This is a genomic window from Carboxydocella thermautotrophica (genome assembly GCA_003054495.1).
Lineage (GTDB): Bacteria > Bacillota.
In genome coordinates, this window is sequence record CP028514.1 from 1814091 (window position 1) to 1831971 (window position 17881).

Genomic DNA, 17881 nt, shown 5'->3' on the forward strand with positions numbered 1-17881 from the left:
ACTACCTCCCTATTTTTGCCCGGCACTCATTTCCTGGGCCCGCCGGGTGGCCGCCATCACCGCATTCATCAAGGTTACCCTGAGACCACCTTCTTCCAGGGCGTAAATACCGGCGGTGGTGGTGCCCCCGGGAGTAGTAACCATGTCCTTCAGGCGACCGGGATGCTCTCCTGTTTCCAGCACCATTTTGGCCGCCCCCAGCATGGTCTGGGCCGCCAGGGTCATGGCGATATCCCGCTGGATGCCCACCCGCACCCCGGCATCGGCCAGAGCCTCCAGCATAATGTAGACATAAGCGGGCCCGGAACCGGATAAACCGGTAACGGCATCCATCAGATTTTCCTTGACGGTAACAGCTGTGCCAACAGCACCAAAAATAGCGGCTGCCATAGTTTCATGGGCTGTAGTAGCATATTTGCCCAGACACATAGCCGTAGCCCCGGCCCCTACCAGACAGGGAGTGTTGGGCATGGCCCTGATTACCGGCACGCCGGGCAGAAAAGTTTCAATCAGAGTAGTGGTAATTCCAGCAGCAATAGAGATTATCAGTTTATCTCCATTGACCCTTTCCCGAATCTCCTCCAGCACTTCTTCCATGGCCTGCGGTTTTACCGCCAGCACCAGGATATCGGCGGCAGCAGCGGCTTCGCCATTATCAGCACAGGCATGGATGCCCATTTTTTCCTGCCAGGCCAGCAGTCGCTCCCGGTGGATGTCGGCGGCATAAATCTGGTCAGGGGTAACCAGTCCGGCTTTCAGCAAACCATTGATCAAGGCCGAACCCATGGCCCCGGCACCAATAAAACCGATACGCTTATCCGTTAAAGCCATCTTACTTCACCCAGGTAAAAATGCCTCGATCCCGCTGCTCATCCCGGCTGTCCAGCATGGAGGAAATGTCCACTCCATTGGGAACGAAAAGATAAATACCGGTGCCAACCTTTTGCAGACTGCCACCCAGAGCATAAACTGTGCCGGAAACAAAATCTACAATGCGCTGGGCCACACTGGGATCGGTTTTTTCCAGGTTTACCACTACACTGCGACGGTTTTTCAGATTATCGGCAATGGACTGGACTTCATCAAAGGCGCGCGGTTCAATTACTACCACTTTCATGCCTTTTTGCTGCGGCAGGGCTACCACAGGCGCCTTTTTGCCCCGACGAAACTGCTCTTCCCGTTCTTCCATGAACTCATCCTGTTCTTCCAGCAGTTCTTCTTCCTCATCGGCCAGACCGATCATACCCATTACCTTATCCATAATTTTTGCCATTTTAGTTTACCTCCTTGCACCAAATATATCACTACCAATGCGTACCAGGGTAGCCCCTTCTTCAATGGCCACCTGATAATCATTGGACATACCCATGGATAAATGTTTTAGTCCCAGCTCCCGGGCCAATTCCCGCAACTGACGAAAATAAGGGCGGGCCTGTTCAGCGTCAGCCACAAAAGGCGCCATAGTCATCAGCCCTTCAATCTGTAAACCCGGCAGTTCCTGGACTTCCCGGTAAAAAACCGGGACATCGCCAGGAGCCAGGCCATGTTTGGTTTCTTCTCCCGATACATTCACCTGAATCAGGGCTTTTAGGATCAGCCCCCGAGCACTAGCCCGCTTGCTGATCTCCCGGGCCAGTTCCCAGCGGTCCAGAGAGTGCAACAGATGAATGCGGTCGATAATATATTTTACTTTATTGGTTTGGAGCGTGCCAATCAAATGCCAGCGCAGTCCAGGAGGCAATTCCGGCTGCTTGGCCAGCAGTTCCTGTACCCGGTTTTCCCCCAGGTCAGTCACCCCGGCAGCCAGAGCTGCCTGAATCCCCTCCGGTGGCACAGTCTTGGACACCGCCACCAGGGTGATCTCCTCCGGCCGCCGGCCAGCCCGCAAGGCTGCTGTCCTGATTTCCTCCCTGACTCTGGCCAGATTCACTGCAATCTCAGCCCAGCTATCAGCCATACTTCTCACCTCATCACCCTTTGCCCATCGGTGACCAGGGCCGGTGTGACCACCACCCGCGCACCTGGGCCCAGCAAGGGCGCTTTGTTTTCCGGTGCTATTTCCTCCACAGCCGCCATTTCCCCTACCTGGCCGTTGACTTTCACCGGCCTGAAATAGGCGATTTCTTTGTAGACCACATACAGACCCTTTTTCCCCCCTGTCTCGGTCAGGGCAGAGGCAGGGACCAGATAGCCGCGGTAGGTCCTTTCCACCAGTTCCAAATTGTTCCGGCGCTCATGGGCCAGATCCCCCACCTCATTGAGAGCGGTCAGGATTACCCAGGTCTCACCACCGCGTTGTTTCAGCTTTTTCACCAGCAGGCTGGTATCCTTACCTCTCAGTTTAAGCACTGTTTTTCCCGCCTGCCAGTGTACTGTTGAGTTGAGATGGAGCAAAAAAGCCGGGTTCTGCAGATTGTCGAGGAGCTTTACCCCCTGGACCGGGGGTTTTTCTTTGCCCAGTTCCTGTTGTAAAGCCTGCCAGAGCTGGTCCGGTTCAACGGTATCGATCAGCTCAGGCAGGAGAACGCTTTCCAGCCCATCCACATGATAGCAAACCTGGCCGGGCTCAGGAGCAACTACCCGTTCGTCCCAGCGACCAGCAGCACCATCCAGTTGCCCCTGTTGCAAGCGAGCGATCACTTCTCCCCGGCGTACCCGCTGCCCCTCGGGAACCACTGGCTCCAGTTTAGCCCCGGCTGGAACGGGTAAAATCTTCTCCCGGCGGATGGTCCAGGCCTCAGCCTGTTCCACCTCTTCTAGTTTCCCCCATTGTACCGGCTGAATATCTATAACCCTGGCCACAATCCGGTTGGCCATAAAGCGAATTCCCCACCAGAGGACAGACGCCCCGATCAGCAGCAAGACAATACTGGCTAACACGAACAACCTGTACTCTTTCTTTCTCCGCTTTTGCTTGTTCATTCTTTCACCTCGTTCGTGTCTTAACTAAGTTATATTCTACAAAAACCAGCCACTTCCTGCTTGCTTCAGGAATAAACCGGGAGTGTAAAGGAAAAAACCGAGCCTTTGCCCAGTTCTGACTTGACTTCAATAGTCTGGCCATACCGTTCCAGAATGTGTTTGACAATGGACAGGCCCAGGCCTGTCCCGCCCAGATCCCGGGAACGGGCCTTGTCCACCCGGTAAAAGCGCTCGAACAGCCGCGGTAAAGACTCAGGGGGAATGCCGATACCGGTATCGGCTACCTCCACCCGGATCTGATTGGCTTCCGCCCAGACTCTGACGGAAACAGATCCCGCCGGTGTATATTTAATGGCATTATCAATCAGGTTCAACAGCACCTGTTCCAGCAAATCCCCGGACATAGCCGCCGGCGGCAAAGGCTGCTGAATCTCCTGGAGCAAACCCAGACCCTTGTTTTCTGCCAGGGGTTGTAAAATTTCCACCACTTTCTGCACCTTTTCCGCCACATCCACCGGCTGGCGTACCACTTCCGCCCTCGGTGCCTCAATCCGGCTCAGGCTGAGCAAGTCATCGATCAGACGCTGTAGCCGTTCTGCTTCTGACTGGATGATGGTAAGGAAACGTTCTGTCAGCACCCGGTCTTCCATGGCCCCATCCAGCAAAGTCTCTACAAAACCTCGAATGGAGGTCAGTGGGGTACGCAATTCGTGGGAAACATTGGCCACAAACTCGGTGCGCAATTGTTCCAGTTTGCGCAATTCGGTGATATCCTGCATCAGCACTACCGCCCCCTGATGGTGGGCATCCTGGCCCAGGGGCGCAGCGGTAAGGCGCAGAAAGATTTCCTTCTCGCCAGCCAGGCGAATTTCGGATTTTTGCACCTCTTTCAGTCGAACGGTTTTGCGGATCAGCTCTTCCACTTCCGGATGGCGCACCAGGCTCAGCACCGTTCGGCCGGAGACATCCTTGGCCTCTACTCCGAACATCTTGCAGGCCGCCCGGTTGATCAGCATGATCCGCCCCAGGCGATCAACCGCGATCAGCCCTTCCGCCATGGAAGCCAGAATGGTTTGCAGGCGCTGTTTTTCCCATTCCGCCAGCTCGATCTGCTGCTGTAACCGTTCACTCATACGGTTAAAAGCCACCGCCAGATAGGCCAGTTCATCATCGCCCCGCACCGGCAAACGGTAATTTAAATCCCCTTTGGCCAGCGCCATTGCCCCTTCCGCCAGCTCCTGAACCGGCTTGGTAAAGCGCACGGCCAGCAGGTAACTGCCTCCAGCTGCCAGCACCAGGGTACCCAGCAGAGCTTCAAACAAAAGGCGACGCAGGTAGGTCACTTCTGCCTGCAAATCCGCTTTTTCCTGCCAGTGGGCCTGGCGGGCCAGCCGGGCCTCCCAGCGACTGACCAGCACCTGATCTACCAGAATAAAAGCACCGGTTAAGACTACCAGGGATAAAATAATAATCTTCCAGTGAAATTTTCTCTTCACTGCTCCAACTCCCTCATGCGGTAGCCAGCCCCACGTACTGTTTCCAGATAGCGGGGATTGGCCGGGTCAGCTTCTATTTTCATGCGCAAATGGCGGATATGCACATCCACAGTGCGAGTATCACCGGCATAGTCATAGCCCCAGATTTTCTCCAGCAGATAATCCCTGGAAAACACCCGGCCCGGATGGGTCATCAGGAGCTGTAACAGCTCACACTCCTTGGGGGTCAGGCTCTGCTTCCTGCCCCGTACTTCCACCTGGTATTTTTCGGGAAACAACATGATTTCCCCTTCCCCATAGCTGATCCCTTTTTCTCCCGTTTCCTTGCCTTCTTCGGCCGGACTTAGCCGCCGCAAGCGAGCCTTGATACGGGCCAGCAGTTCCCGGGGACTGAAGGGCTTGGTCATATAGTCATCAGCCCCCAGCTCCAAACCCAGCACTTTGTCGGTTTCCTCACCCCGGGCCGTCAGCATGATAATCGGTATATTGCGGGTAGCCGGGTCATCATGCAGACGGCGGCAAACTTCTAGGCCGTCAATTACCGGTAACATCAGGTCCAGAATCACCAGATCCGGTTTTTCATTACGGGCCAGTTTCAGGGCCTCCTGCCCATCTCTGGCCACCAGCACCTGGTAACCCCATTTTTCCAGATTGAACTGTACCAGTTCTACGATCAGCGGGTCATCATCAACCAGCAAAATGGTGGCCATAATCTACCTCCCCATTTTATTTCAGCATTATCAAGGCTCCCATCCTGCCCGTTTTGCCCCCGGACTTGCGATGGGAGAAAAACAAATCCGAATGGCAGGCAGTACAATAGCGGCTTTGCCAGACATTTTCCGGCTTGATCCCGGCCTGCAGCAAAAGCTGGCGGTTGGTCTCTCCCAGATCCAGCTGCCAGTGGCCTTCCCGTCCCGGGGTAAGCCCTCCGACCCCCAGAGCCTCGATCTTGAGGGCCACCCGTTCATCCACTTCATAACAGCAGGGTCCGATATGAGGACCGATCGCAACCCAGATTTGCTCCGGAGCAAGTTCCAGTTGCTGACATAACTCCCGCACTACCAGGGGGCCAATCTGCTGCACCGTTCCCTGCCAGCCGGCATGGGCCATAGCGACTACTCCGCCTTCCGGAGCCAGAAAATACAAAGGCACACAATCAGCATAAAAAGTGATCAGGGGCAAGCCCCGTTCCGTTGTGGCCAGGGCATCCGCTGCCTGCAGACTTTCATCCCAGCTAAATGCCCCCTGGCCACGGCGGGCAGCTCCAGCCCAAACCAGATGGCAGCCGTGAACCTGCCGTACACTGACCAGGGCATCGGCTTCCAGTCCCAAACTCTGGGCAAAGCGTTTACGGTTGACAATCACCCGCCCGCTTTCATCTCCTACATGCAGCCCCAGATTCAAGGTATTGTACGGTGGCTTGCTTGTCCCCCCGATGCGCGTTGAAAAAGCCACCAGTGCCCACGGTTCCCAGTCCGGTAAGGCCAGATGGACAACTCCCCCTTTATCGCGTAGCTGAAAAGGTTCCAAAGGCTGTCCCCTCCTCTCGTGCAAAAAACCGCCCTAAGGGCTGGTTATTCGTAATTATAGGCGATTTGCTCCAATTCTACCAGTATAACATCAATGCCGATCTTGTTGATATTTTCCCAGGGGATCACTATATCCTCCTGGCGCCCGAACATGCGAAACATGCGCCCACCTTCCGGGTTCAGTACCAGGGCCCGAATGGTGCCATTTTCCACATCAATATCGATATCCTTGATGGGGCCCAAACGCCGCCCGTCCACCACATTGATGACTTCCCGCAGCCGTAAGTCCGACACCTTGAGCACGGCTTTCACCTCCTGTCTACCTACATTATATGTAGACGAGGCTGAAAGTGTGTCAGCTTACTGCCAGTTCCTGTCCCTCATTTTCTTCTTCCACAGTATAGCGGGAGACATTGAGGATAATCCCGGCAGCAATCAGTTTAAACAATAGAGAAGACCCGCCATAGCTGATAAAAGGCAGGGTTACCCCTACTACCGGGAAAACATCCAGCACCATGGCCAGATTGACCAGAGCCTCTACCAGCAATACCGCCCCCATGCCCGTAACCAGCAAGCGGCCGAAGGTATCTGGAGCTTTCTTGCTGATTTCATAGACCCGGTAAAGGACAATGGCAAACAGAGTAAAGACGATTATACCCCCGATAAAGCCCATCTCCTCGGCCAGTACGGCGAAAATAAAGTCATTGTGCTGTTCGGGTAACCAGAGATACTTGGACTTGCCGTCCCCTAATCCCACGCCCAGCAGCCCACCGGAGCCGATGGCCAGCAAAGCCTGGGCCTGCTGAAAACCGTAACCAAGAGGATCCTGAAAGGGGTCGAGAAAAACAGTAAACCGTTTCAGCCGGTAGCCAACCGTGGTTACAGCCAGTACCGCTACCGGTACCAGCACTGCCGCCAGAGCTCCAATCCAGGCCCAGGGGATACCAGCAGCAAACAATACCACCGCTGCAATCAGACAAATAACCCCTGCGGAACCGGCATCTCCTTCCAGCCCCACCAGGACAAGGATAAGTACTACTTGTATAATTGCGGGCACATAGCTGATTTTGCGTTTTTTACCCCGTTTCACCAAACGTTCTTCCCGCTCAAAATAGGCAGCCAGCATAATTACCAGAGAGAGCTTGGCCATCTCCGATGGCTGGAGGGAAAAACCACCCGCTCCCAGCCAGGCCTTGTTACCATTGCGAGATTCTCCCGCAATCAGAACCAGCACCAGTAAAATGATGGTGGCAGAAAAAATGATTTTTTTCCAGCCGATCAACTTGCGATAATCCTGCCGCAGTATGGCAAACATTAAGACCAGTCCAATACCAGCCGCTACACTCTGGCGATAAAAAAAGGCCAGGGGATTGCCAAACTCGCCGGGATTCCCGTTTTTGGGCAACATCGCTTCAATGGAACTGGCACTGAAGACCATCAATAGACCGATAGTCAGCAGCACCAGGATAGCCCCAAGCAGCATCAAGTCCGCTCCATGTCGCTTCCTTTTACCCATAATAGTACGACCTCCGTTTCCCTAAAAGGTATTCAACACCGGCGGCCGTTTTTCCTGCTAAAAAAACCGCCTGTCCGGAACATCTCTGTTCCGCAGGCGGTTTGTGTTCAAGTTCCGACGTGTTTGCGCATATGGTTTAAGGCAGCTTTTTCCAGCCGGGAGACCTGGGCCTGGGAAATCCCGATTTCCTCTGCCACCTCCATCTGGGTTTTACCGTGAAAAAAGCGCAAGGTGAGAATCTGTTTTTCCCTTTCTCCCAGGCGGGCCAGGGCCTCTTTGACGGAGATGTTTTCCAGCCAGCCAACATCCTGGTTTTTCTCATCCTTAATCTGGTCCATGACGAAAATGGGATCTCCCCCATCATGGTAGATTGGTTCAAAGAGAGAAATGGGTTCCTGGATGGCATCCAGAGCAAATACCACTTCTTCCCGGGGTAATTTCAACTCCTCGGCGATTTCATTAACCGAGGGCTCCCGGTTCAGTTTGTTGACCAGGTTGTCCCGCACCTGCAGGGCCCGATAGGCGATATCCCGCAGGGAGCGGCTGACGCGAATGGGGTTGTTGTCCCGCAGGTAGCGGCGAATCTCCCCGATAATCATAGGGACGGCATAGGTGGAAAACTTGACATTCTGACTTAAGTCGAAGTTGTCGATGGCTTTCATCAAGCCAATACAGCCGACCTGGAAAAGGTCGTCCACATATTCGCCGCGGTTAACAAAACGCTGAATTACACTGAGGACCAGCCGCAAGTTGCCTTCAATCAGTTTTTCCCTGGCAGCCTGATCGCCTTGCTGCATGGCGGCAAACAGCTGCCGCATCTGTTCATTGGTCAGCACCGGCAGCTTGGCGGTATTGACACCGCAGATTTCCACCTTATTGATCAGCATTGGCTCCACCCCGTCCTTGTAGTTTCAGTTACATTATTGACGGAATGGAGCCTGCTTATACTGAATTTTGTTGGCCTGCTCAGGCTTCTTGAGTGATTTCGATTATTTCTAATGCCAGACCATCTTTATTAGCGTTTTGTAAATACATACCAAGTTAAGGCAGATAAGAATGCGAGCAGAGCAGATAACTTAAACAATGTAAATAGCCCAAAAGCTGTGTAGATAATTCCCCCGCTATAACTGCCGGCAGCAGCACCTAATGACCAGGCAATCGCAGTAAAAATAGTTTGAGCTGAGGCTTTTACTTCTTGAGAGGTAGTTTCATTTAATAGTTGAATAGCAGATAAGTAGAAAAGCCCGAAACTAAGACCCTGGCTCAGCTGTAGTAATAGTATCAGCCAGAGGTATGGAAAATAGGCATAGACAAACCAGCGCACTGCGTAGATGATACCGGCGATGGTGAGGATTTGATATAAATTTAAAGATTTGCGCAGGACATTAAACAAATAAAAGACAGGGATCTCGCTGCTGGCAGCCAAGGCCCAGGCTAATCCGACCATTGTTGTAGTAGCCCCAAGGCTGGAAAAATAGATACTGAAAAAGGTATTATAGGCACTAAAAGGCATTTGGATTATGAAAGCATAAACGACTAGCAAGATAAAAAATGGATTTTTTATAAGCTGAAAAATTTCTGAAATGTTTTGTTTTATAGGCACAACTGGAGTTTTAGGTAAAGAAAAACTAAGAATCCAGACAATAAAAAAAAGAATACTGCTGAGAGGGAAAATAAACTTAATATTGGATTTAGTTAGAAATGCTGATGTAATCAGTACTATCACAGCAAAGCCCAGCGAACCCCATAAGCGATATTTACCGAATTCCCGGGAACGTTGATTATCACTTAGCATTAGAGTATCAGTAAGTGGCATAGACGCTGTTTGTACCATTGTGTATAATAGCATTGTCAGCATCCACCAAATTTTATTGTTATATAAAGGGACTAATAAAATAAAAACACCTGAAGAAAACAATAATACTTGGATTATGAATTTAAGCCGCTGGGTTTTATCAGCAATGATTCCCCAAAATGGTTGCATAAATAAGCCAACAAAAGGCCCTAAAGCAGAAATTAGACCGATAAAATTTCCGTTGGCACCTGCTTCCTTAAAATATAAAGGTAAGTAGGGAATTTGCAGCGCAATAATCGCATAAAGCAAAAAGTAATATAATTTGTTAAGAGATGACTGGTACTGCATAGTAACCTCCGGTTGCTAGTATGTACTCAGGTTATTATAACAAGAATTTTGCGGGAAATAAATAAGGGTTGCTGAACAGATTTTTAAGACAATAAAATAAAGGAAGGGCTTGCTCCCTTCCTTTCAATTTATTTTTTATCCGGCACCTTAAAGAAGAACCTGATAAGCGGCCCTTCTTTAATCGGCTCATGCATCATAATATATCCGTGTTTCACAGCCTCTTCCGGAACTGAACGGAAAGATTGAGGACAGTCGGCCAGCACTTCCAGGGTCTGCCCTGGCTGGAGCTTACTGAGGGTTTCCAGGCTGTAGATCAACGGATAAGGACAAGGTTCACCCCGTAAATCAAGTACAAAATCAACCTCTAAGGAACGATCTCCCACAGTCTTCTCCTCCCCTATTTGCTCTCTGCCACAGCTGTATTGATTTCAACTGGCAAATGAATTTCCGATTTATATTTGCGGCGCTTCTCCATCCAGGTAGCCCAAACGTAGATCAGCGCTAAGAAAAGATAGGTTGCGGCTAAAGCCCCTGCCGGACCGAGAATTTTCACCAGGTCCACCTTCGGATAGGGTGCTACCAGAGAGGTGAAAATACCTTTATCCCAGCCTATCGCCAGCAAAGTAGCACCGATGATGTTCCCTATACCTACTACCCAAAAATTTAATTGCCCCTCCATAGCCCGATACATCCAGCCGGTCTCACACCCACCGGCAATGACAATGCCAAAGCCAAATAGCAGTCCACCGAGAACTGCCCCAGCTCCCGCCCACATCACCTTGGCCGGAGTTCCGTGAACAATAAAATAAATAGTACCCAAAGACTGGATAGCCATCCCTACAATAATCGCCCTGGTTATCGTCGTTCTTCCCACCAGCCACAAGTCACGAAAAGCAGAGGTGAAGCAGATTTGGCCCCGTTCGATCACAGCTCCAAAGGCCAGACCAAATAATCCTGCCAGGGCCAGCTTCCCGTTACCATTCTGCCAGGCCAGTACAGCCAAAACAATGGCCACTGCCGCTAACAAAAAACCCAATACCGGCTGATGACTGTTATATTTTTTTGCCATTTGTACTGTTCCACCTGGCAAAATCACCGGTTTACCCAAAAAGAAAGGCATCAAAGTTATTTTAAGACCAAGATAGGTACCGGCTATGGTCGCCAGAGTAAAGAGCCAGGTATGTAAAGAAAACTGCGGTATTCCCGTAAACATGGCTGCCAGATTGCAACCCATAGCTAATCTAGTGCCGAAGCCAGCAATTATACCGCCTAACAATCCCTGCACCAGCCGGCGTCTTTGCACCGGCACCCGTATCTTGAAATTACCTCCCAGGAGGGCAGCAATCAGGGCGCCGGCAAACATGCCGAAGACCACCCAGCCATCAACCCGGTCCCATGGCATTCCTTTGAGCTTAATAATTTTAAAATAACTCATTTCCCCGGTGTCATAACCGAATAACTGAAGCAGATGACCGCCCCAGCGGGTGAATTCCCCTGTTACCGCCCAAACTGTTTGCAGTGTACCAAAATAGAGCGCACTTAAGATACCCAGCACTCCAACTGCTATCATTGGACTCCAGTGTTCCTGCACTGCCTTCCGGTAAACCCTGGACCAAAAAGTACCCATAATCCTCCCCCTTTCTCTCAATTTCGGTCTAATTGTAACATAACCATATTTTATCTGTCTAATAAATTATATTTATTATAAATGGGGATCGATAAGAAATTTTTATCACTCAATAATTTAATAGAAAAAGCAGGCCCGTTGGTGCCACGGAAACCTGCAGACTCAACTTAGTCTAATATAACTCCGATTACAGCAGCACTGAGGATGGAAATAAACACCGAAGAAACAGCACCTAAAATAACAGCACGGGTACCAATTTTAGCCATTGCTTTGAAGGAGAGATCGAGACCTAACCCCGCCATAGCCGCAGTCATAATCCAGTTATCAAAAGTTATAAGCCCGGCGACAACATTTTGTGGCAGTCCGGCGAATGAGTTAATCAGCACCATAACAAAAAAGAGGATAGCAAACCACGGGATAGTAATTTTGCTCTTCTGTGGAGGGATAACAGGATTTTTGTCCTCTTCTGTTACATTGTCGTTCCACGGGATAAAAGTCAGGATAAGGGTAAGTGGAATAATAAAGAGCACCCTGATCATTTTTACGGTAGAGGCCATGGCTTTGAATTGACCGCTGGCCACAACGCTTGCTGCCGCTACCTGTGCAACCTCATGTATCGAGCTTCCTGCCCACAATGCGTAAAACAGATCAGGTATGTTTAAAAGACCATGCAGGGCCGGATAAAGAAACATGAATATAGTGCCGAACAGTGTCACTGCACCAATAGCAAATGCAGTGTCTTCCTCCTCGGATTTAATTACGGCATCAACTGCTGCTACCGCCGCTGCGCCGCAGATAGATACACCGCTACCGAGCAACAGGGCACGCTTAAGCGGAACATCCATGATGCGGCCAAGCCATAAAGTGAAAAGGATAGCTGAAGTAGTAGCAATCAGGATAGATATAAGGGCGGAGGGGCCTACCTCTAAGACCTGTGATATACTGAGTCTGAAACCAAGAAAAATAATAGCAAGTCTTAAGATTTTTTTAGCACTGAAACTTATACCCTTTTGTGTGCTTGTTGGCAAAGAAATGACGTTCTTTATAGTCATACCTATAATTATTGCGATAATGAGCGAGCTTAATGGTAGGACCTCTGAAAAAAGCCTTGTCGACTGAAGCTTTATTGCTATGAAAGTAACTGCAGTTACAAGTAAAAAGCCTGGTAGATGTTCGGCAATCCAGACTGTTGCATCTTTGATTCGCTCATTAATCCCGGTCTTTACCTGATCTTTAGTATTTTCCATTTAATATCTCCTCCTATCCTTCAGTTTGTTTCCATAAGCTATTATACTCTTGACTTATATAAACGTAAAATATTAAAATAAAATGAAAAAGATATGTAAATACATATAGATTGAGGTGTGAACATGACTCTGCGACATTTACGAATATTCCTCGCAGTGTGCGAAACAGGCAGTATGACGGCCGCAGCAAAACAGCTACATATGACCCAACCACCAGTTAGCCAGGCCATTGTAGAACTGGAACGGTACTATGGTATAAAGCTTTTTGAACGGATTGGCCGTAAGATTTATCTTACGAAGGCTGGAGAGGAGCTCTACTCTTACGCCTCGCACATATTAAGCCTATCAAATGAAGCTGAAAAACGGTTATCAGATCTGTCAAAAGGCGGCATTTTGCGCGTAGGTGCCAGCAAAACCATAGGCTCAGCAATCCTGCCCTTTCTCATCAGGGAATTTTCCGCTGCTCATCCAACTGTTCAGATAAATGCTGTAATTGATAATACGGCCACCATTATAAACATGCTGTATGTGGCCAAGCTTGACATCGGACTGGTAGAGGGCATAGGCAACTGGCCAGACATAGTTAAGATACCAGTTTATGAAGATGAGCTTGTGCTTGTCTGCCCACCAATGCATGAATGGGCGAAAGCAGGGAGCATTGACACTGCACAGCTTGAAGATCAGAGCTTTATTGTACGAGAGGAGGGCAGCGGCACTCGTGAAGTATTCGAAGCCGCCATGAAATCCCACGGAATAAAATGGAAAGCAGTTGGAGTGTTTAACAGTGTCGAAGCTATAATCAATGCTGTTCATTGTGGTTTTGGACTATCCTTCATGTCCCGGCTTGCGGTACAGAATGCGGTAGCAACCGGTAAAGTTTCAGTTGTAAAGGTTGTCGGATTAAATATTAAGCGTAAATTCAACCTTGTTTATCATAAAAACAAATTTTTTAACACAGCAATTAATGAGTTTAAAACTTACTGTTTCAGGTTTTGCAAACAGACATAAAAATTGAGCCCCTGAATGCTTCAGGGGCTAGACTTTTATAAGGCTTTGACTATTTCCACTCTAGTATCCAATTGACTGGCTCCGCCGCCTATAGGATCGGACAGACAAGCGTTTTTCAATGTGACATCCACCAGTTGAACTGCATTGGCAGCAAAACCAGTACCTCTTCCTAAGGCAAAACCGGTATCATTATCTCCTGCCACCCATTGGGTATGGCCATAGGGCTGCACAACTTTGGTCTTTTTACCGTCTATTTGTACCGAGGATGCGCCATAGGCGAAATGGCCGTAATTATAACTGCATCCTACAACGCCGGGTTTAATGCCATTAGTTACCAGCACCTTGCCTTTCGCTTCAAAATCTGGAGATTTAATTATAATGGAATCTCCGGTATTAAGCCCGCGTTTCCTGGCATCAACCGGATTCATCCATACATAATTTTCTGCCTCGATCTCCCGCAGCCAGGCATCGCTGATATTGCGATGAGTACCGATATGTCTTGCTTTCCAGTTAATGAAAATTAGGGGATAATCCTTAATATCTACCTTTTTGCAATTGTAGTAAGTGATTTCTTCAATTCTGGGCAAGCCGTCAAAGGGTTTACCGGTATATGGGTGTTTCCCTTTGGCTACTTTTTCGGAGTAAAAATTAACCTCAGAAGCTAATTTATACTTAAGGTACGGACCATCATATTCATTGCCCTGTTTTTCAAATCTTCCCCCTCTATTTAGAACATAGACAACCCTGCGCCACTCTTCCGGCTTAACCGCTCTTTTCCATGCCTGAAGATCGAAGAACTTTCCTAAAGCTTTTTGTCTTGACTTTTCAAAGATTAACAGTTCTTTGTCATCAGCTTCCGGTACAGGTTCTTTTCCATCATAAGCAATGTTGGCCACCAGTTTCAGATAAAAGTCCTCGGCCCGATCCAGTGAACTGCCATCCGGGAAAGCTCCGGGACCAACTCCCGGCAACTTCAGTTCCTTGGCCAGATCAATGAAGAAGTCTTCCATCTGCCGGGCTTCAGGATAAACCCGGGTTACCGGCTGCTGAATATGGGTTTCTTTCAACGGGAAATTGGGATAGATTGTTTCAAAACCCCAGCGTTCCAGGTAAGTTAAATCAGGTAAAATATAATCAGCATAAGTTCCTGTTTCACTGATGACCACATCGGATACCACCAGAAGGGGTATAGCTTTCTGATCTTTTAAAATCTCCTTGTGGGCCATGCCAACCGGTACTGATAACAAGGGGGAAATCCGGTGAATAAACAGGGCCTTGATGGGATAAGGATAACCTTCAGCAGCGCTGGGTAAAGCCTCTTGAATATTATTGCCGGAATACTGGAACCAGGGACGTTTAGCCGGATAGCCATCCCGCTCAAAGAGAGTAGTCTTTTCATAGACAACCTTATTGCGTACCAGCGGAATACCCCAGGCTTTATTGGCTTTGGGCACTTTCATTAGATCATACCTGCCCTCTAAAGGCTTAAACTTGGCCCCGGTGCTCATGCTGCCCCCTTTCCAGTCATAATTGCCGATCAAGTGGTTAAGGCAGTTAATTGCCCGCAAATTATAGAAACCATTAACATGCATTGCCGGGCCCCGATAAGAGGTAATGGCAGCTTTTTTACCATGGGAAGTGAACTCCCGGGCCAGTTCGATAATCTGCTGCGGTTCGATTTCACAGATCCTGGCATATTCCTCAATGGTATGTTCCATAACCCGTTCCTTAAACAGGGTAAATACCGACTTGACCTGGATACCGTTAATAACCGTATCCACTTCTAATTGTCCTTCTGTAGCCTGATCATGGGGTACGGGTTTCCCATTCTGAATTACCACAAACTGTTCTTCCGTTCCGATCCCGAGGTCACTGGCCCGGAGTTTGGGCTTGCCTTTGGCGCTGAGATTGACCAAATAGGTTGCATCTGACCAGGTCGGTTCCCCGTCAGCATTTGCTGCTGCCTGGTTGGGATTGGTCAAATACCTGAGATCATAACGCCCGTTTTCAATAATCCAGCGGGCCATTCCCAGCGCTAAAGCCGCGTCGGTTCCTGGTTTTATGGGCACCCAGATATGTGCCTTCTCAGCAATCCGGCTCAATCTCGGGTCCACCACTGCCAGCTTCATCCCTCTTTTGAGAGCATTCATGAATTTGGGCGCCAGCCAGGTCGGTCCCTTGTTGGCTACCAGCGGGTCAGTTCCCCAGACAATGACAAACTCAGCATTGTCCACATCAGCATACATACGCTTTTTCGGTTTATCAGTATTAAAGGACTGTACATTCCCGATTACACCATTGACACCACAAATACCGCCATGGTCAAGGCTGTTAATGCTGCCAATAGTCTGGCTCCAGTATCTGTCCTTGAAGAACTCCCGCCGGTCCCCGAAAAAGCCTACAATCTGGTTAGCCCTGGGTCCCAAATCCGGATGTTTGGTATCGATCAGTACATCCTTGTATTTCGCATCAAATTCCTCCTGGGACAGCTCCCCTTTCTTCACCTTTTCCCAATCAGACATAACCTCTTCTTGGGGGACAAAGGCCCAGATGCTTTTCAACCCCGGAGTTCCCAAATCGGGGCTGCCATAAACAATTTCCTTCAGCGCCTGTTCCCAGCTAATACTCTGCCATTGCCCGCTTCCCCTGGGCCCAACCCTTTTCAGCGGCTTTTGCACTCTTAACGCATCATATGCAGTCTGGATACCAGCCTGGCCCTTGAGACAGGTCCGTCCACCCCGAAAGCCTCGTCCCTCCCTGGCCAAATCACCATTGCCTTTGGCCGCTTTATCCACAGGAGTCTTGTAAGGTATCTGACCAAAAGGTTGCATATTGAGTGGACTATATGGGTTGCCGGCTAACTTTCTGATGTAAGAAGTAGGACCGTTGCCTTGAGCAGGAGTTATCACAGCTTTCAGAGTACAATGGGTATTACACTGTTCACAGGTTGTATAGATGACATCCTCAGCGCCATAATTCAGGGTCTCTTTTCCCGTTCCATGGGGATCATCCAGGAACCAGTTTTCAACCATTGACTGCTCAGACCCCAGGGCAGCAGGAGCCACCATTCCTACTCCCGCCAGGACTGCACCAGTTTTAATAAAACTTCTTCTGCTAATTTTAATAGACTTCTTTAGTTGCGCCATATAGTTTTCCCTCCTTAATATCTTCGATGTCTTCTATTGCATCAATCGGTAAAGCCTTGATTGCTACCGAGTATAAAAAGAGACCGAAAGCTATAATTCCAATACTGCTGACCCATTCGATTAAAGTCGGATAGTAATAGCCCCAGGGCAATCCGTGTAAAACAGGTACAATTAAAGCAGGGACTACAATGTTAAACCGCACACCCAGAATACCTATCACTACCAGAACAGCTCCCACGGTAATGGCCTTAACTGATTCTTTTAGCTTGCTGTTAAAGAAAATGAATAACGGAACAACTACTCCCAAAAACATTTGTATCCACCAGAATGACCAGGAAAAAGGACTCTCGAAGATAGTTTCAATAGTAGCCAGTTCCGCATGTTCCAGCCCATAGGCGCCAACAAAGAATTCATAGAATTCCAGACCTACATCCACAAGCAGGAACAGGCTTAAAAGTCCGGCCAGAGATTTGACCATATCCTTATCGACTTCACGACCCATTACCTTGGTCCGGATTACATAAAAGGCCAGCAACAGAGCGGTACCGGAAACCAGAGCAGAGACAACAAAGATTACCGGGAAAAGGCCGCTATTCCAGAAAGCCCGGGCTTTGGCCACTGCAAACAGCGTTCCTGTACCACCGTGAACTCCGAATATAGCGATGGGAATCCCGATTGAGCCTAAAATTTTCAACCATCTATGATCCCGTTGTTTCGATTCTTCGCTCAGGTCAGTACTGCCAAAGGTAAGGAAGCGAGCCAGAGACGCTTGCCACCCTGTGCCTTGAGCAACCCGAATCAGATCCTGGCGCATGGAGAAGTAAAGTTCAGCAGTTAATAAGCCAACATAGATTACATAAAAACGAACTTCCCAGGCCAGCACACTGGTAAAATTCCAGTAACGGAGAGTATGCCAGAACCGTTCCATCCTCCCCAAATCCAGTAAGATAAAGCACATGGCCAAAACCATACTGAGAATGGCCACCAGCAAGGCATCCCGACCAATTTTTTCATACTGTTCCATCTTGAAAACGAAGATCATGGTAGACAGGAGAAAAGAACCGGCACTTAAACCCACAAAAAAGATATAGAAAGCTACCCAGGCTCCCCAGGGTGTAGCACTGGTCAAATTGGTAACGGCCAATCCGGCGTTAATTCTTTCGATAATCGCCCAGCCGCCGAGCGCCATTAACAAAACAAGTACCCCATACCAGGCTTTAGTCAACTGTTCGCTGCTTTTCACCGTA

17 protein-coding genes are annotated in these 17881 nt (G+C 49.3%); 1 reads left to right on the forward strand and 16 read right to left on the reverse strand.

Features of this window, described 5'->3' with window-relative positions:
- Positions 1 to 9 precede the first annotated feature (9 nt).
- The 14 genes from proC to CTH_RS09165 all read right to left on the reverse strand — a co-directional run bounded on the left by proC (position 10) and on the right by CTH_RS09165 (position 12480).
- Complete coding sequence (proC, locus tag CTH_RS09100; RefSeq protein ID WP_078664632.1) at positions 10 to 831, reverse strand: pyrroline-5-carboxylate reductase; 822 nt, start codon at positions 829 to 831, stop codon at positions 10 to 12.
- A gap of 1 nt (position 832) precedes the next feature.
- Positions 833 to 1273: a cell division protein SepF gene (locus CTH_RS09105; RefSeq protein WP_078664631.1), complete on the reverse strand. Its 441-nt coding sequence runs from the start codon at positions 1271 to 1273 to the stop codon at positions 833 to 835.
- 6 nt (positions 1274 to 1279) lie between these two features.
- The gene (locus CTH_RS09110; RefSeq protein ID WP_079933000.1) at positions 1280 to 1957 is read right to left on the reverse strand and encodes a YggS family pyridoxal phosphate-dependent enzyme; all 678 of its coding nucleotides are present in this window, start codon (positions 1955 to 1957) and stop codon (positions 1280 to 1282) included.
- Positions 1958 to 1962: 5 nt separating this feature from the next.
- A complete protein-coding gene (locus CTH_RS09115) occupies positions 1963 to 2922 on the reverse strand; it encodes a biotin/lipoyl attachment domain-containing protein (RefSeq protein ID WP_107753636.1) in 960 nt (319 codons plus the stop codon).
- 65 nt (positions 2923 to 2987) lie between these two features.
- Positions 2988 to 4418: a two-component system histidine kinase PnpS gene (pnpS, locus tag CTH_RS09120; protein ID WP_079906518.1), complete on the reverse strand. Its 1431-nt coding sequence runs from the start codon at positions 4416 to 4418 to the stop codon at positions 2988 to 2990.
- The gene (locus CTH_RS09125) at positions 4415 to 5128 is read right to left on the reverse strand and encodes a response regulator (protein ID WP_078664627.1); all 714 of its coding nucleotides are present in this window, start codon (positions 5126 to 5128) and stop codon (positions 4415 to 4417) included. Before CTH_RS09125 ends, pnpS begins: the two co-directional genes overlap by 4 nt.
- 16 nt (positions 5129 to 5144) lie before the next feature.
- The gene (gene pgeF / locus CTH_RS09130) at positions 5145 to 5948 is read right to left on the reverse strand and encodes a peptidoglycan editing factor PgeF (RefSeq protein WP_078664626.1); all 804 of its coding nucleotides are present in this window, start codon (positions 5946 to 5948) and stop codon (positions 5145 to 5147) included.
- Positions 5949 to 5992: 44 nt separating this feature from the next.
- Positions 5993 to 6250, reverse strand: a complete 258-nt coding sequence (locus CTH_RS09135; RefSeq protein WP_107753638.1) for a YlmC/YmxH family sporulation protein — start codon at positions 6248 to 6250, stop codon at positions 5993 to 5995.
- Positions 6251 to 6302: 52 nt separating this feature from the next.
- Positions 6303 to 7463, reverse strand: coding sequence for a putative lipid II flippase FtsW (gene ftsW, locus CTH_RS09140; RefSeq protein ID WP_078664624.1), 1161 nt, complete (start codon positions 7461 to 7463; stop codon positions 6303 to 6305).
- A gap of 107 nt (positions 7464 to 7570) precedes the next feature.
- The gene (sigG, locus tag CTH_RS09145) at positions 7571 to 8350 is read right to left on the reverse strand and encodes an RNA polymerase sporulation sigma factor SigG (protein ID WP_078664623.1); all 780 of its coding nucleotides are present in this window, start codon (positions 8348 to 8350) and stop codon (positions 7571 to 7573) included.
- Positions 8351 to 8478: 128 nt separating this feature from the next.
- Positions 8479 to 9606: an MFS transporter gene (locus tag CTH_RS09150; RefSeq protein WP_107753640.1), complete on the reverse strand. Its 1128-nt coding sequence runs from the start codon at positions 9604 to 9606 to the stop codon at positions 8479 to 8481.
- Positions 9607 to 9734: 128 nt separating this feature from the next.
- Positions 9735 to 9989: a sulfurtransferase-like selenium metabolism protein YedF gene (gene yedF, locus CTH_RS09155; RefSeq protein WP_079933006.1), complete on the reverse strand. Its 255-nt coding sequence runs from the start codon at positions 9987 to 9989 to the stop codon at positions 9735 to 9737.
- Between the two features lie 14 nt (positions 9990 to 10003).
- The gene (gene yedE, locus CTH_RS09160; protein WP_078664620.1) at positions 10004 to 11233 is read right to left on the reverse strand and encodes a selenium metabolism membrane protein YedE/FdhT; all 1230 of its coding nucleotides are present in this window, start codon (positions 11231 to 11233) and stop codon (positions 10004 to 10006) included.
- A 167-nt stretch (positions 11234 to 11400) separates the two neighbouring features.
- Positions 11401 to 12480: a YeiH family protein gene (locus tag CTH_RS09165; RefSeq protein ID WP_079933008.1), complete on the reverse strand. Its 1080-nt coding sequence runs from the start codon at positions 12478 to 12480 to the stop codon at positions 11401 to 11403.
- Between the two features lie 123 nt (positions 12481 to 12603).
- On the opposite strand from CTH_RS09165, the gene CTH_RS09170 reads away from it, so the two are divergent.
- The gene (locus CTH_RS09170) at positions 12604 to 13488 is read left to right on the forward strand and encodes a LysR family transcriptional regulator (RefSeq protein ID WP_107753642.1); all 885 of its coding nucleotides are present in this window, start codon (positions 12604 to 12606) and stop codon (positions 13486 to 13488) included.
- 35 nt (positions 13489 to 13523) lie between these two features.
- On the opposite strand, the gene CTH_RS09175 is transcribed toward CTH_RS09170, so the two are convergent.
- Both CTH_RS09175 and nrfD read right to left on the reverse strand, forming a co-directional pair.
- Positions 13524 to 16634: a molybdopterin-dependent oxidoreductase gene (locus tag CTH_RS09175; RefSeq protein ID WP_079933009.1), complete on the reverse strand. Its 3111-nt coding sequence runs from the start codon at positions 16632 to 16634 to the stop codon at positions 13524 to 13526.
- The gene (gene nrfD / locus CTH_RS09180; protein WP_107753644.1) at positions 16609 to 17877 is read right to left on the reverse strand and encodes an NrfD/PsrC family molybdoenzyme membrane anchor subunit; all 1269 of its coding nucleotides are present in this window, start codon (positions 17875 to 17877) and stop codon (positions 16609 to 16611) included. The genes CTH_RS09175 and nrfD overlap by 26 nt, the downstream gene beginning before the upstream one ends.
- Between the last annotated feature and the right edge of the window lie 4 nt (positions 17878 to 17881).